At 57.7% G+C, this 15235-nt stretch carries 15 protein-coding genes; 8 read left to right on the top strand and 7 right to left on the bottom strand.

Annotation, left to right across the window (positions count from 1 at the left end):
* The first annotated feature begins 120 nt into the window (after positions 1-120).
* Entirely contained in the window at positions 121-1197 is a 1077-nt protein-coding gene (locus ACTJK7_RS16350) for a hypothetical protein (RefSeq protein ID WP_440780550.1), read from the top strand.
* Between the two features lie 168 nt (positions 1198-1365).
* On the opposite strand, the gene ACTJK7_RS16345 is transcribed toward ACTJK7_RS16350, so the two are convergent.
* Both ACTJK7_RS16345 and solA read right to left on the bottom strand, forming a co-directional pair.
* Positions 1366-2577 carry a glycosaminoglycan attachment site gene (locus tag ACTJK7_RS16345; RefSeq protein ID WP_440780552.1) on the bottom strand — a complete coding sequence of 404 codons (1212 nt, stop codon included), beginning with the start codon at positions 2575-2577 and terminating at the stop codon, positions 1366-1368.
* Between the two features lie 236 nt (positions 2578-2813).
* On the bottom strand, positions 2814-3974 hold the full coding sequence (gene solA / locus ACTJK7_RS16340) for an N-methyl-L-tryptophan oxidase (protein ID WP_440780553.1): 1161 nt from the start codon (positions 3972-3974) through the stop codon (positions 2814-2816).
* A 193-nt stretch (positions 3975-4167) separates the two neighbouring features.
* Here solA and ACTJK7_RS16335 point away from each other — a divergent pair, with 193 nt between their 5' ends.
* A complete protein-coding gene (locus tag ACTJK7_RS16335) occupies positions 4168-5499 on the top strand; it encodes an amidohydrolase (protein WP_440780554.1) in 1332 nt (443 codons plus the stop codon).
* 35 nt (positions 5500-5534) lie between these two features.
* On the opposite strand, the gene ACTJK7_RS16330 is transcribed toward ACTJK7_RS16335, so the two are convergent.
* The 4 genes from ACTJK7_RS16330 to ACTJK7_RS16315 form a co-directional block, all read right to left on the bottom strand.
* Entirely contained in the window at positions 5535-5768 is a 234-nt protein-coding gene (locus tag ACTJK7_RS16330; protein WP_064382000.1) for a DUF7683 domain-containing protein, read from the bottom strand.
* An 8-nt stretch (positions 5769-5776) separates the two neighbouring features.
* Complete coding sequence (locus tag ACTJK7_RS16325; protein ID WP_064384113.1) at positions 5777-6031, bottom strand: colicin E3-like toxin immunity protein; 255 nt, start codon at positions 6029-6031, stop codon at positions 5777-5779.
* A gap of 8 nt (positions 6032-6039) precedes the next feature.
* On the bottom strand, positions 6040-7266 hold the full coding sequence (locus ACTJK7_RS16320; protein ID WP_440780556.1) for an S-type pyocin domain-containing protein: 1227 nt from the start codon (positions 7264-7266) through the stop codon (positions 6040-6042).
* 91 nt (positions 7267-7357) lie between these two features.
* Positions 7358-8281, bottom strand: coding sequence for a LysR family transcriptional regulator (locus tag ACTJK7_RS16315; protein ID WP_440780558.1), 924 nt, complete (start codon positions 8279-8281; stop codon positions 7358-7360).
* Between the two features lie 105 nt (positions 8282-8386).
* Here ACTJK7_RS16315 and ACTJK7_RS16310 point away from each other — a divergent pair, with 105 nt between their 5' ends.
* The 4 genes from ACTJK7_RS16310 to ACTJK7_RS16295 all read left to right on the top strand — a co-directional run bounded on the left by ACTJK7_RS16310 (position 8387) and on the right by ACTJK7_RS16295 (position 12187).
* The gene (locus ACTJK7_RS16310) at positions 8387-10354 is read left to right on the top strand and encodes an alkyl/aryl-sulfatase (protein WP_440780559.1); all 1968 of its coding nucleotides are present in this window, start codon (positions 8387-8389) and stop codon (positions 10352-10354) included.
* A 153-nt stretch (positions 10355-10507) separates the two neighbouring features.
* Positions 10508-11146, top strand: a complete 639-nt coding sequence (locus ACTJK7_RS16305; RefSeq protein ID WP_064384114.1) for a response regulator transcription factor — start codon at positions 10508-10510, stop codon at positions 11144-11146.
* A gap of 227 nt (positions 11147-11373) precedes the next feature.
* The gene (locus ACTJK7_RS16300) at positions 11374-11628 is read left to right on the top strand and encodes a transmembrane sensor/regulator PpyR (RefSeq protein ID WP_285355141.1); all 255 of its coding nucleotides are present in this window, start codon (positions 11374-11376) and stop codon (positions 11626-11628) included.
* Positions 11629-11710: 82 nt separating this feature from the next.
* The gene (locus ACTJK7_RS16295) at positions 11711-12187 is read left to right on the top strand and encodes a phage infection protein (protein ID WP_440780561.1); all 477 of its coding nucleotides are present in this window, start codon (positions 11711-11713) and stop codon (positions 12185-12187) included.
* A gap of 16 nt (positions 12188-12203) precedes the next feature.
* Here the strand turns inward: ACTJK7_RS16295 and ACTJK7_RS16290 are convergent, their stop codons facing one another.
* Positions 12204-13772, bottom strand: coding sequence for a winged helix-turn-helix domain-containing tetratricopeptide repeat protein (locus ACTJK7_RS16290; protein WP_064382005.1), 1569 nt, complete (start codon positions 13770-13772; stop codon positions 12204-12206).
* A 252-nt stretch (positions 13773-14024) separates the two neighbouring features.
* Here ACTJK7_RS16290 and ACTJK7_RS16285 point away from each other — a divergent pair, with 252 nt between their 5' ends.
* Positions 14025-14780, top strand: a complete 756-nt coding sequence (locus ACTJK7_RS16285; protein ID WP_085655403.1) for an SDR family oxidoreductase — start codon at positions 14025-14027, stop codon at positions 14778-14780.
* 30 nt (positions 14781-14810) lie between these two features.
* On the top strand, positions 14811-15224 hold the full coding sequence (locus tag ACTJK7_RS16280; RefSeq protein ID WP_064382007.1) for a cupin domain-containing protein: 414 nt from the start codon (positions 14811-14813) through the stop codon (positions 15222-15224).
* Positions 15225-15235 lie beyond the last annotated feature (11 nt).

Raw genomic sequence — 15235 nt, 5'->3', positions numbered from 1 at the left:
GGCCGCGAAATATAAAAACAAACAACAAAAAAACTGGGGCGAATTTATTTTTCGAGAAAACAAATCGCTCGATATTTCTAAACTTATATTTTTTACTTGGATGAATTAGAGGGTAGGACTATGGAACCTATGGTTGAGCCATATTTTTCAGATAATTTAAGAAGAGCAATTTTCGAACATGCATCCACTCGGATCAAGACAGTTATCGATGGCCTTCGCGAAGATGAAGACGAAAAAAATCGATACCTATTAAACTTTATTGGCGCCACTTTCCATCATATAAAATCTTATCCCGACCTCTTTGATGAAAGATGCCCTGAAAATATAAAAAACATGGGAGATAGATATGTGGAGGGCGCAAACCACCTAGTACTGAGTGACGTGTCGGACGTAGAGTATATGTTTTCAACGTCATATCGTTTTCTAATCGAGTACCAACTAGGAAGCACCGACGCATTGTCAGGCGACTTATTAGGCCTGATCGCCCGAATATATGACTACGAATATAATGGAAGTACATTCTCCCAGCTAAAATATGCCGAACATCAAATGCTGATCGACATCACCAAGCGATACATCCACCATCCAAACATGACAGCATTAAAAGCTTTGCCCGCACAGCTTGAGCAGGTTGATCTTGAGCGAAAAAGGATAGTGAAAGATATTGGCGAGCGGGAAATTAGAGTTAACGCTTTGAAGGATAAGCTAGACACTTATAAAAACGCCTTTAATTTCTTTGGTTTGTATGACGGCTTCAGCAAGCTTCGAGCTGCCAAAGGTACTGAAGGCATTATAGGGCTATCCGTATTAATTTTTTTGGCACTGCTAATGGTGCTACCGTTTATTGTCAAATTTTACATCGCTTTCACCCCTGGTGCGCGACCAGAACTTGATACTCAGTTTTACTTAGCGATTATAGGTTTCGAAGTCGTAATGGCATACTTTTTTAGAGTAGCGCTACAGAATTACAAATCAGTAAAAGCTCAGTTAATTCAGATTGATCTTCGCATGACCCTTTGTCAATTTGTGCAGGATTATGCCGTATACGCCAAAGAAGTAAGCAAGGATAGCCCTCAGTTACTAGATCGATTTGATCAAATAGTTTTTAGTGGGATAGTAAACGATGAAGGGGCTATCCCTTCCACATTTGATGGATTAGAACACCTTGCAAACCTGATCTCCAAAGTGAAAAAATAGATAAATCGGCCGATATATCTTGCCAAAGAATTCAGAAAAAGTGGGCTGATTTATTTCAGATAAAATAATTCAGCCCTATTTTTTGCACTATTTTAACAAAACAACCCCATCGCCATTTACAAAGTTCTCCATCAAGCCGAAATGCATCCGAAGAGGTACAAATTCGCGTCAGCGGCCCAGTGGTAATTCTCCCTCTTCAAAAGTAGCACTAGACATGATCTGTCGATACATCAAAAAGTCATCGGGACAGATAATTTCGTATTCGCCGTTCTCTTTCAACCAGAACTGAGCCACCCTTTCATGGTGAAAAACTGACGCATCAAGAGGATTCTTTGCGTAAGGATTATGAAATATATATAAGCCATCAAGAAGATGTTCTTCGTATTGATTCGACGGTTGCTGTCGACGTTCAGGATGGATACTTCCTTCGACGGGATGCAACGTAGTGAAAATTGCCGAGATCTCTGTGTTTTTTGCGAGAGCCCTGATCTTCCCCCACGTGGCGACCGGCGAAAAAATGATTGCACTTATATCTGCATAGCTATCGTCTAGAAAAATGCCCATCGGAACCGTACTACCATTGGGCTTGATCGCGCCCTGGACATGGTACTGTCCCAAATGTTGCCTCCCATCCTTCTCGTAAATGTCGGACTCATCAATGTAATGGCCGTAGAGCGCGGCCAAGATCGGCCGGTTTACCGCCATGTGGGCATATGGGCGGTCAAACGCGGCTAAGCCAATAACGAACGGCAAGTCTTGAGACTGGGGTAATTTAGAGTAGCGACTCTTGTATTTTTCGTGCTTTGCCGAAATGCTGTTGCAGAGCCTCAGTGCTGCTTCGTGGTTTAGCTGTCCGAAATCTTTCGGTATTGCTTCCAGGGCATCAAATCCAAAAGCTGGTTGCCCGTTGACGGCAGGTTTGGCGATTGTCGCTTCGATGGTCAAAGGAGTCGGGCCGGTGACGACAAAATCTGGTGCGTCGAAACTCATATCTATAATGAAGCCTAGCTCCTTCAAAACAGCATGCAGATACAACTCCCACATCGCTGCTTCGAATGTGAGTTGAAATTCGTCTACAAACTTTCCATCACGATCCGTGAATCCCTCGGCCCAATTATTGATCACCTCCCGCTCTGGCGCATGACGGTCCCTCGATATAAGCGTAAATATCGGATGGAGACGATCCTTGCTGAACTTTGCCTCGAAAAGATTGAGCATTTGTAATAAGACTCCGATGAGCGAAGGCACGGTGAGGATCGCATTGTAGACCAGATCATCTGCGGGACGCGCCTTACCAAGAACCATGGGGGGGAATAAAAGCGATCGAAGACCATCTTTTGTTGGTGGAAAGAGCATATTTAAGGAGAGATTTACTTTCATAATATACGCGGCCCAGATGGGCCCTTTTGGAATCCTGACCACGCCCTTCTCATCTCCTAACGAACCATCAACAACCGTAACGCCTTCGCTCCTCGCAGCTTAAGCATAGATGAGGCGAAGCACTTCAATGATCGAATGACAATCGAGTATCCGAACCATGCGATCAGGGCCAAACACCCCACGGGGTCCAGCGATTGCGCTGGCCAGATACGCTAAAAGTTTTACCTTTCTCTTCTTCACGTCTCAAACCGCCCCACCGAAAACAACGAAAGATCCAGCTCACTCTCCCCCCGCAAACACCACTGCGCAAACGCCTCCCCCAGCGCCGCCGAGTGTTTGAACCCATGCCCGGAGCATGCCGACACCACCAACGTATGCTGCAACCGTGGATGCTCATCAATGATGAAATGCCGATCCGGCGTGACGGTGTAGGCGCAAACCGCTGACTTCACCACGCGATCCGTCAGCCCGGCAATGCGCCCCTGCACCTGCTGTTCGTACATCTCGCGTTCTTCCTCGGCCGAGACTGTGCGATCCAGAGTTTCAGGCGTGGATGCGCTGTGATATTGCGCCGTAGCCACTTTCAAACTGCCCTCCCCCGGCAATGCGGGAAAACCGTAGAAATCGTGGTCCGGGCCGTGGGTGAAGATGAACGTGGGTGAGTGGCCGACCAGTCCTGCGTCGGGCTCGGTTTCGAACCAGAACAGCTTTTGCCGATAGACGCTGAGCAGTCTGTAGAACGGTGCGCCCAGTAGGCCGCCCGCCCAGTTGCCGGCGGTGACCACCAGTTTGTCCGCCCGCACGGTGCGCTGGTCGGTGGTGACGGTGACGCCCTGTTCGTCCGAGTTGATGTGGGTCACGGTCTCGCCCTTGTACAGCGTGGCGCCGTGTTGTTCGGCGAGCCTGAGTTGCACGTCGATGCAGCGTTCGGGCCGTACAAAACCGCCCTCGGGTTCGAAGTAGCCAATGGCGTCGTCGCGCACCTGGGCGAACTGCGGGAAGCGCTGGCGGATCTGGGCAGCGTCGAGGACTTCGTGTTCGATGCCGTAGGTCTGTGCCAGGGCGATGGTGCGCAGGGTGAAGTCGGTTTCGTCGGCGGGATCGAAGTCGGGGCTGGAGGTCAGCACCAGCAGGCCGGTCTGTTCGAACAGGGACTCGCCCGACAGCGCTTCCAGTTCGCGCCAGATGCGGTGGGAGTTGCGCACGATGGGCACGTATTGCGCGCCCTCGCCCACGGACAGCCGGGTGATGCGGGTGTCGCCATGGCTGGAGCCGAATGTGTGCGGCGGGTGGTGGCGGTCGATGCCGACCACGTTGACCCCGGCCTTCGCCAGTTGATACACCGTGGCCGCGCCCATGGCGCCGAGGCCGATGACCAGTGCTTCGCATCGTTCCATGATTGATTTCCGCTCAGGCAAAAGAGCCACAGTGAAGCGGATCAAGCGATGGAAAACAATCCGCTCAAAGCCGCGCTCGGGCAAAAACGCGAAAAACCAAAAGCCGTGCGATTACCGGCCAGACTCGTTTGTCCCGCCTTGCATCGCGGCATACCCTCTGACGCCAATAAAAACCATAAGAGAGAGTCCCGCCTTGATCCGTTTCTGCAAAACCACACTCTGTCTCGCCATTCTGTCCTCGTTCGTTGCCACTGCCAGCCATGCCGCCGATGCGCCCTGGGTCGATGGCGCCGTGAGCGCGGTCAATCAGGAAGTCATCGATCTGCGCCACACGATTCATCAGCATCCAGAGCTGGGCAATCTTGAATTCAAGACCGCCGCGCTGGTGGCCGAACGGCTCAAAGCATCGAACATTGAAGTGCGCACCGGGGTCGGCAAGACGGGTGTTGTGGGTGTTCTGAAAGGCGGAATGCCGGGGCCGGTCGTGGCGTTGCGCGCCGACATGGACGCCTTGCCGGTCAAGGAGATGACGAACCTGCCGTTCGCCAGTCAGGCCACCAGCACGCGGCTCGGCAAGAGCGTGCCGGTGATGCACGCCTGCGGGCACGACACCCACACCGCCATGTTGCTGGGCGCCGCGAAGGTGCTGGCCGAGCATCGCGATCAGGTGCGCGGGACGGTGGTGTTTCTGTTTCAGCCGGCTGAAGAAGGCGCGGCCGATGTCGATGAATTCCAGACCGACACCCTGATCGGTGCACAGGCGATGATCCGCGATGGCGCGCTCGATTCGCCCAAGGTGGAAGCGGTGTTCGGGGTGCATGTGATGGCGGGTTATCCGACCGGGCATCTGTTCTACAAATCCGGAACCGTGCTCAACAGCAGCGACTCGTTCCGCATCACGGTCAAGGGCCAGCAGACTCACGGCTCGGCGCCCTGGAGCGGGGTCGATCCGATTGTTGCCAGCCAAGGCATCATCAGCGGTTTGCAGACGCTGGTCAGTCGGCGCGTCGACCTGACCCAGGGCATGGGCGTGATCAGCGTCGGTACGATCAACGGCGGTTCGGCGGCCAACATCATTCCCGAGACCGTGGAAATGACCGGGACCATCCGCACCAACAACGCCGACATCCGCGACACGATCCTGAAAAAGATGCCGCCGCTGGTGAACAGCATCGCCAGCGCCTACGAGACCCAGGCCAATCTGCTGCTGGTGAACAATGCCCCGGTAACCACCAACGATCCGGCCCTGACCGAAGCCATGATCCCGGCTCTCGAACTGGCAGCACCGGGCAAGGTCGAGCGCCTGCCCGCCTCCCTGTCGCCGAGCGAAGACTTCTCCTACTACGCGCGCAAGGTGCCGGGGCTGTTCGTGTTCCTCGGCGCAACGCCGGAAGGCCAGGACATGAGCAAGGCGCCGAACAACCACAGCCCCTACTTCACCGCCGATGACGCGACACTGGCCACCGGGGTGAAGGCGCATGTGCAGTTTGTGCTGAATTATCCGGGGCGGGGTCAGCGGGGCTGATTGTTCCTGTTAAGGATCAATTGGCAAAGGGCCGTTTAATTAACGTTGCAGCTCAGTTGGAAGAGATAAGTCGGATCGAAGACCGTCCTTCCCAATAGCTTCTCCAAGGCGGCGATCTGATCACTCGTCAGATCGTAGCCTTCCCAACCTTGCTGTTCTGTTGTCCATCCCATAACGGCGGCGATCTGGTCGTCGCATCCTCCGGGAAGCTGCGCCTCGAACACCAGAAGCTCCGTTTTTTGATCGAAGGCTTCGATTCTGTAGATCATAAGGTCAGTTACCAGACGTCGCTGTAGTCAAACGAGATTTGATAGTTGTAAGCCGTAAGGAAAATATTGTGTTGAAAGTAAGGTTGGATAATAGGCGTCCAATTTTCGACTACATTGAAGCCGCCATTATTTATGTTGTTTTCCACTGGGATGCCCAAGGCATTCAAAACGGTTTCATCGTCGCCTAAATCCTTGGAGTACTCTTCGCCCTCGCATAGTTGAGTGTGCTTGTCATACCACTCCAGTCTCAGCTTTAGTCCCATCATCAACCTCACAAGTATTTTTTTCTGATGCTTCTTTCATCTTTCGGATCCCCGCGTCGTTCTCCTGTAAAAGGGTCAAACGCTCCTAGGTGAGTTCCGTCACTTGCACGATAAACTTCCAACTCTCCGTGCCTTGAGTCCCACTCATAAATTCTCCTGCCTTTTGCATCCTTCCACCGTTCCCGAAGTCCGCCGCCTCCCTGTATAGGGTTCATTTTCTGTGCTTTTTTCAAACCGGGAAAAGCAGTAATTTCTTCTGCTTCTGGAGGTTTATGATAGCTATGCCCCTCTGACGGTAAGCCTTTACGTGAGGTGTTGACTACGATGTACAGCGGCCGAACCCCGGAATTCGCCGGAAACACCAAAATGAAATCCCGATACTCCGGCGGATAAACCGGATTCACCAGAATCCCGTCCGCCGCTTTCGTCGGCGGATACACCCAGATATGCGGCGCCTGCGGAGCAGCCTCCAGTGCAGGAATACCGAGGATGTCGGCCCCGTCTACAGCTGGCGTCCAGATCAGCTCAACACCGTCACCGAGGTCTGCAACAAACCGGCTATCGCGTGCAGTGAACTGCACAACATCAACCATCTCCCAATCGCGGTTCTTGCCGGTATAGAAGCCGTAACCCTTCAGGCTCCCGTCGGCCTGCTGTTCAACGCGCAAGCGCACGCGGGTTCGGGCCTGTTTGAGGGCGAGCAACTGGTCTTCGGTATAGAGCGCGCTATCGCCCAGGTTCGAGGGCATGAACATCGCCAGCAAACCGAGCAGCGGGGTCGCGACAGCAGCAGAGGCCATCGCGGGCAATGCCTTGAACGCCTCACCGGCAAGAGCAAAAGTGCCCAGCCCCGCAGGAATGGCAGTGCCGCTGATTTTCTTGAGTTCAACCCCACCGCTGTCATCGGCCTCACGGCCACCGAGCAAAATCAGCTCGCCGTAATCCTTCAGGCTGTCTATCGGCACCATCCCCGAAGGATTCGAGTAATCGATGATCGCGTCCGGCAGCTTGCACGACTTGGCGAATACGCAGCCCGCGCGCACCGGCTCAGGCTTGTTCGCCGCGACCTCTCGACTGCGCTCGAAGGCGTCCTGCCGCGCCAGCATGGCGTCGTACTTGTCTTGTCGGTCTTGCTGATCGGCCAGTTCGGTAGCCGTCGAATAGCGGTAGGAGACGTGATGCCCGTCTCCCGCCGGTGGGTTGGGAACCCGGGGAATGTCCTTTTGACCAGCCACTGATTGTCCTTTCGTTCATGCATCGACAACCCCTCGAAAGGGGCTGCACGACGTTAACGAAGCAGGAAAATCGTGGCTGTAGGACGCGTCTTTAAAGACGTGGGGATTGTTCGACGTGAACGGATTGCATCTCGGCAACGACCGCCTCGATCACACACAGAGCCGTCGGCGACAGGCTTCTACCCTGCAAACTCACCACGCCAATTTCCGAATGAAACCCCGGCCTGTCGACAACATGAAGCTCGATCAAACGCCCCGCCCGAATATCTTCAGCCACAGCGCCATGAATGACGCCGAGGATGGTGTCGGTTGAGCCAGCGACGGTCTTGAGCAACGCCACGTCATCGCACTCCAGCACGATGGGCAGCGCCTGGCGGGTGGAGATGCCGAGGGTTCGGGCGGTCTCGAGCTTCACCACTTCCGGCAGGCGCGTTGTGGCGATGCCGTAGCCTTCCAGTTCGCCCATCGTCACTTTATGCCCGGCCAGCGGATGCTCCGGCCGTACGAAGAAACCCGCCGAGACCTGGCCCAGCGAACGGATCAGCAGGTCGGATTCCGCCGTGAAATTGCGGATATCGGCAACAAAGAATTCGATCGCCTCAGCGCGCAGCCGCGCTTCGAGAATCTGCCAGTTGTTCACTTCCACGCGCAGGGTGACTGCCGGGTGATCCAAACGCAGTCGCGGCACCACTTGATGCATCAGCATGGCCGCCGGGAACGGGCCGACGCCAAACGCCAGGCTGCCCAGTTGGCGATCGCTGTAGAGCGCCATGTCCCGCTCCAGCGAACGGGCATCGAACAGCAGCCGTCGCGCCCGCTCGATCAGAAACTCCCCCGCTGGCGTCGGGCGGACGTCGCCGGTGTCGCGATCAAACAGGCGCTGTCCGGTTTCGCTCTCCAGCGCCTGAATGCTGCGGCTCAGGGCCGGCTGGCTGAGGTGCACGCGTTCGGCGGCCCTACCGAAATGGCGTTCATCGGCCAGCGCGAGAAGGTGTGACAGTCGTTTGAGGTCCATTCGCCCGATGCTAGCGACGCATTATCCGGATGTAAACAATGCATTGGATACATCGCCGCCCTCCCCCTAGGCTGGAGCGCACTCGACCCTCGGAGAACAACAAGAATGAAACCGACCCTCTACACGATCCTCGCCCTGACGCTGGTGTCCCTCGCCGGCTGCGACAAAAAGCCCAGCCTCGCAGCCGGCGACGCCACGCCCGCCACAGCAGCGGTGATCCAGGCGTCGATCAAGGGCCTGGACCTCAGCGACAACCGCGACATGGAAGATGCCCAGCGCGGTTTCATCGCCCGGCCCACCGGCAAGATCCTCGGCGCTGACGGCAATGTCCTGATCGATTTCGATGCGTACCGTTTCGTCGAAGGCCAGGCACCGGCCACCGTCAACCCGAGCCTGTGGCGGCACGCGATGCTCAATGCGCAGATCGGTCTGTTCAAGGTCCGCGATGGGATTTACCAGTTGCGCGGTTTCGACATCGCCAACATGACGCTGATCGACGGGCAGACCGGCTGGATCGTGGTCGACCCGCTGACCTCCCGTGAATCTGCCGCCGCAGCGCTGGCCTTCGCCCGCGAGCATCTGGGCAACAAGCCCGTCACCGCGATCATTTTCACCCACGACCATGCCGACCATTTCGGCGGTGTGCTGGGCATCACCTCAAGCAGCGAAGTGGCCCAGCGCAACATTCCCATCGTCGCGCCCGCCGGCTTCATGGAGGAAGCCACCAGTGAAAACATCCTGGCGGGCCCGGCGATGGCACGGCGGTCGATGTATCAGTTCGGCAAGAACCTGACGCCGGGCGCCACCGGCATCGTCGACACCGGGCTGGGCAAAAACGTCGCCTACGGCAGCATGGGCATCCTGCCGCCAACGCAGATCATCGACCAGCCGATCCAGCCGCTGGAACTCGACGGCGTCAGCTTCGTATTCCACAACATGCCCGGCGCGGAAGCCCCGGCCGAGCTGACCTTTTCGATCCCCGCGCTCAAGGCATACGGCGGTGCGGAGCTGCTGACGCAGACCATGCACAACCTGCTGCCGATCCGTGGCGCCAAGGTCCGCGATGCGCTGCGCTGGTCCGACTACATGCAAATCGCCCTCGACGAGCTGGGCGACACCGAGGTCTATTTCGGTCAGCACAACTGGCCGATTTGGGGCAACGAGCGGATCCGCGAATTCATCACCAAACACCGCGACGTCTACAAATACCTGCACGACCAGACCGTGCGCCTGATGAACGCCGGCTACCCCCCCAACGAGATCGCCGACAAGATCCAGCTGCCGGATTCGCTGGCGTCGTACTTCGGCACTCGCGGCTATTACGGCGACCTGCGCCACAACGTCAAGGCGATCTACCAGCTGTACCTGGGCGCCTACGACGGCAACCCCGCCCACTTGAATCCGCTGGTGCCCAAAGAATCGGCAAAGCGCTACGTCGAATTGATGGGAGGCAACGCCAAAGTGGTCGAAGCCGCGCGCGTGGCCTACGACAAGGGCGAATACCGCTGGGTCGCCGAACTGCTGGACCAGGCCGTGCTCGCCAAACCCGACGACACCGCCGCCAAGGAACTGCTGGCCCGCGCCTACGAACAGATGGGCTATCAGGCGGAATCGGCGACCTGGCGCAACAGCTACCTGACGGCCGCCATGGAGCTGCGCAACGGCCCGCCGGCCAAGGGCGTCAAACGTTCCGACCTGATCGAGCTGATGAAGCAGACGCCCACCGAACGTTTCCTCGAAGCCATGGCCGCGAGCCTCGACGGGCCGGCGGCGGATGGCAAGAACTGGACGTTCAATCTGGTGCTGACCGATACCAATGAATCGTTCGTGCTATGGGTCGAGAACGCCGTGCTGCACTACCGAAAAGGCCCGACGGCGGCGAACGCCAACGCAACGCTGACCGTCACCAAGGACCTGTTCGTCCAACTGCTGGGCGGCACCGCCGGACTCAAGGAAACGCTAACTTCCGATGATCTGAAAGTGGATGGCAGCAAGGTCGATCTGGTGAGATTTCTGGGGCTGCTGGAAAAGGCGCCGGGGAATTTTGCGATCGTCGCCAGGGCAGGAAGCTGACCCGCCGAGGCCATCGACTGAAGGAACACGCGGTCGATGGCCTCTGGACGGTTACCCAAGAAAAATCCAATGAAAACCGGAGGCTCGGGCAAAGCTTTCCATTGGATTGTTCAGCATCCTGCGCAACCCGATCGCCGCGAAGCCATCCAGCGTATGGACGTAGAACCTGCACCCGAGCGAAACCTCGAATCCATCGTTTTCATCATTGATGATGACGCTCCTCTGCGTGAGGCGCTTGGCAGCCTGCTACGCTCCATCGGCCTGCGGGTCGAGCTGTTCGGATCGGTCGCCGACTTCATGCAATACCAGCGACCTGACCTGCCCAGTTGCCTGGTGCTGGATGTGCGATTGCAAGGCACCAGCGGGCTGGTCTTTCAGCAGGCGCTCGCCGACGCCAACATCCATTTGCCAATCATTTTCATGACCGGGTACGGCGACATCGCCATGACCGTTCGCGCCATGAAAGCCGGTGCCGTCGATTTCCTGGAAAAACCGTTTCGCGAGCAGGCCATGATCGACGCCGTGGTCGCCGCGCATACGCGGGACAGGTCGCGCCGCGAGTGCGAACGCCGCCATCATGAATTGCGCACACGCCATGGGACACTCACGATCAGAGAGCAAGCGGTGATGGCGCTGGCCGTCTCGGGTCTGATAAACAAGCAGATCGCCAGTGCCATCGGCCTGAGCGAGATCACCGTGAAGATTCACCGCAGCCAGGCCATGCGCAAGATGCGCGCGCAGTCGTTTGCCGATCTGGTTCGAATGGCAGAAAGTCTGGGTATCAACCATTAGATTTAACGCCCAAATGCGGCGCACATTACTAGTCGTTTATATACGTTGGTATGACTTCTCCATACGCTGGCAGGATAAAACCAAACTTATGCAACATGGTTGATCCCTACCGCCAACAGTAAAATCCCTCCATCAAATGCGATGGCCGGCAAAGTTATTGACTTCGCGATTTCCTCGCGCGCCGACACTTATCGATCCACTCATTGACTCAGGGATGACTGATCAACATGTATGACTTTTTTGAAGACTCGTACCGCGTGCTGAAGTTGTCCCACGTGTTGCTGGTCGGTGGCCTGGGCATGTTGATGGTGGGGATTTTCCTGGCTTATGTGTTTGATGATCACTTGAACTTGCCCACGCTGGTCGGCGCGCACGGGATGACGATCCTCGGGCCGACCGCGATCAAGCTGGGCTACGTCATGCGCTTGATTGCGTACAACCGTATTCGCCTGGCAGCACAGGAACATGGAGTTTCCCATTAGAAGTATTCGATTGAATTCAAACCTGTCTGGTTGCAACCGGAAGTTCATTAACGAAGTCCCACTACGACTCAGGATGATCACGATGAAAACTATTGGATTGGTATTACCCGTCGCCATTGTTTCAGCCACCTGGATAGTTGCCACTCATGCATTCGGGGCAAGCTGCCTGCCTGATATGCCGGTTGCCAACAGACAGGAAACCAGTGCTCCGGATTCAGAAACTTCATCAGTGCAACAGCACCGGGCCAGAAAGGCGCCGACCCAGATTGCCGAAGGGGGTTCGGATCGGCTGATGGAGCGTCGTGTTGCCGAAGGCGGATCCGATCGTTTGATGGAGCGTCGCGTTGCCGAAGGCGGATCCGATCGTTTGATGGAGCGTCGCGTTGCCGAAGGCGGCTCTGATCGCCTGATCGAACGCCGTGTTGCCGAAGGCGGCTCCGATCGCCTGATCGAACGCCGCGTGGCCGAAGGCGGATCTGATCGCCTGATCGAACGCCGCGTGGCCAGCAATCAGTACGATGCCGCGATGAACATGCAAATGCATTTTTCGATGGATTGATTGGCCGGCTGAGCCCTTACTCCGGCAACCCCGCCAACCGCAAACCTTCGGCAAACCGGGCAACGTCTTCAGGCCGTTGAATGGGCAGCCACGCGCTCAGGCTGGACACCCGCAACGTCGGGTCCAGCTGACGCAGCCGTTCCATGGCCTGCCCGGCTTTGTCGGCTCGCCCATTGAGCGCGTGGCTCGCGGCGATCAGGGCCGCCGCTACCAGCAGACTGGGCAGGTTTCCCTGCGCTTTCTCGGCCCAGGAAACCGAACATTCGAAGCGATCGGCGAAGAAGTGCGCCAGCGCCATCCCGACCTGCATGCGGAACATTTCCGGATCCAGCGGGCTCAGGCGCACGGCGTGTTCGAGGTTGGCGATGGCGGCCTCGGTTTCACCACCCAAGGCGCGCAGGATGCCACCCAGATACCAGGCCGGCGCCAGATTGGGGTTGAGCAATCGAGCCCGATCCAGCAAAGCAATGCCACAATCGACATCCCCGGTCAGATGGGCCAGGGCATGACCGCAGCGGGTCAGCGCCACGGCGTCATCGCGCCCCAGCTCCACGCCCATGCGCGCGAGCCGTGCACCTTCGGCGATTTCCCGGGGCCGGTCGGTCATCCAGCCGTTGAGCTTGCGCCAGAAATGGCACCACGCCGCCATGCCGTATGCCGAGGCGAATTCCGGATCCAGCTCGATTGCCCGGTAGAACAGCGCCAGCGCCTGTTCGATCGCCTCTCGGGTGCCGATGTGCAGTTTGGCCGTGCCCCGCAGGTAGTAATCGTAGGCATCGAGGCTGTCGGTGGGCTTGCGTTTGGCCCGCTCGATTTCCGCGCGCTCCAGCTGCGGCGCGATGGCGCCCACAACGCTCTCGGCCACTTGATCCTGGAGTTCGAAAATATCGTCGAGCAGGCCTTCGAAGCGCTCGGCCCACAGGTGCGTGCCGCTGCACGCATCAATCAACTGGCCGGTGATGCGGATCTTGTTGCCGCTCTTGCGCACGCTGCCTTCCAGCACGTAACGCACACCCAGTTCCTGACCGACGCCTCGCGCATCCACCGCCCTGCCCTTGTAGGTGAAACTGGAGTTGCGGGCGATGACGAACAGCCAGCGCAGGCGCGACAACGCGGTGATGATGTCTTCGACGATGCCGTCGGCGAAATAGTCCTGCTCGGGGTCTCCACTGAGGTTCTGGAAGGGCAGGACGGTGATCGAAGGTTTTTCCGGCAGGACAAGTGTCGTGGCCACTTCGGGTTTCGCAGGCGCTTCCGGTGCATTGACGGGGCTGTCGCACGGGCTGATTTCGCCGACGAAGCGATAGCCCTTGCGCGGCACCGTACGCACCAGGCGCTGCTGCTCACCGGTGTCGCCGATGGCCTTGCGCACAGCGTTGATGTGGCTGGTGATGGTTGATTCGGAAACGATCCGGCCACTCCATACGGCGCTCAACAGTTCGTCCTTGCTCACCACCCGCTCGCGGTTGCTGACCAATAGCAGCAGCAAGTCGAAGACCTGCGGCCCGACAGTCACGACTTGCCCGCGCAAGGTCAGTTCCCGGCGCTGCTGATCGAGCACGTAGTCTTCAAACACGAATTGCACGGTGGCTGTTCTCTGGTCTGGCGCCCCCCGACGCCGTGTCCGGGCAGGCGATTGTTTTGCGCTCGATCATACGGCAGACCTCCGGCCGTCGCACCGGTCTGCACACTGGTCTACGCATCTGCCGACGGATTGGCCTGTCTGGACAAAAAACCAAGGCAAATCCAAGGTCATCACAAGGATTTGCCAGAGCGTCACAGGCAAGCTCAACCCACATCGACAGCAACGGTTGCCGTCGGCCAGTGGAGAGATGCCATGAAGATCGTCGTTATCGGAGGCACCGGCCTCATCGGATCGAAACTTGTGAACAATCTGCGCGAACGCGGCCACGATGCACTCGCCGCCTCCCCCAACACCGGCGTCAACAGCATCACCCGCGAAGGCCTGGCCGATGCGATGAACGGCGCACAGGTAGTAATCGACGTATCCAACGCGCCGTCGTGGGAAGATCAGGCCGTACTCGACTTCTTCGAGACCTCCACCCGTAACCTGCTTGCCGCCGAAGCCGCCGCCGGGGTTCGCCATCACGTGGCGCTGTCGATCGTCGGCAGTGAGCGCCTGCCCGCCAACGGTTATTTCCGCGCCAAGGTCGCGCAGGAGAACCTGATCAAGGCATCGGGCATTCCGTACAGCCTGCTGCGGGCCACGCAGTTCTTCGAATTCGTCGGCGGCATTGCCCAATCCGCTACCGTCGGCGACGAAGTGCGCCTGTCGCCGGCATTGATCCAGCCCATGGCCTCTGACGATGTGGCCGCTGCACTCACCGACGTGGCACTGGCCGCGCCGATCAACGGCACGCAGGAAATTGCCGGCCCCGAAGCCATGCCCCTCGACGAGTTGGTCCGGCGTTTTTTCCGCGCTACCGACGACACCCGCAAAGTGATCCCGGACGTCCACGCCCTTTACTTCGGCGATGTGCTTGACGACCAGTCGCTCACACCCGGCAGCAGCAACCCGCGCCTGGGTCCAACGCGCTTTGAAGACTGGCTGGCGAAATCGACCCAGCGCTGAAACACCCCACCTGTTTGAAGGAGTATCGCCATGTTCAGCCGAATCCTGCTGGCCGCCACGTTTGCGGCCGTTTCGATTTCATCCGCCTCGGCCGCCGAGCCGCAGGCAGGCAAGGTCACCGTGGTGTTCGACCGCGCCCTGCCCAACGTCCCCGGTAAATCCATGCGGGGCGTGCTGGTGGAATACGCACCCGGTGGTTCTTCGCCGGCGCACTTTCATCCGAAGTCCGCGTTCATCTACGCCACGGTGCTTGAGGGCGCCGTACGCAGCAAGGTCGGTGACGGGCCGGAGAAGGTTTACAAGGCCGGGGAAAATTTCGTCGAACAACCGGGCGACTTCCACGCGGTGAGCGCCAATGCCAGCACCACCGAACCATCACGTCTGCTGGCAGTGTTCGTGCTCGACAGCAACGAGACCGACCTGGTCAAACCGGTCAAGCCGTAACCGATCCATTC

It is taken from the genome of Pseudomonas sp. 22085 (assembly GCF_052045815.1).
GTDB lineage: Bacteria > Pseudomonadota > Gammaproteobacteria > Pseudomonadales > Pseudomonadaceae > Aquipseudomonas > Aquipseudomonas glycinae.
This window is presented reverse-complemented; position numbering and strand designations above follow the sequence as displayed.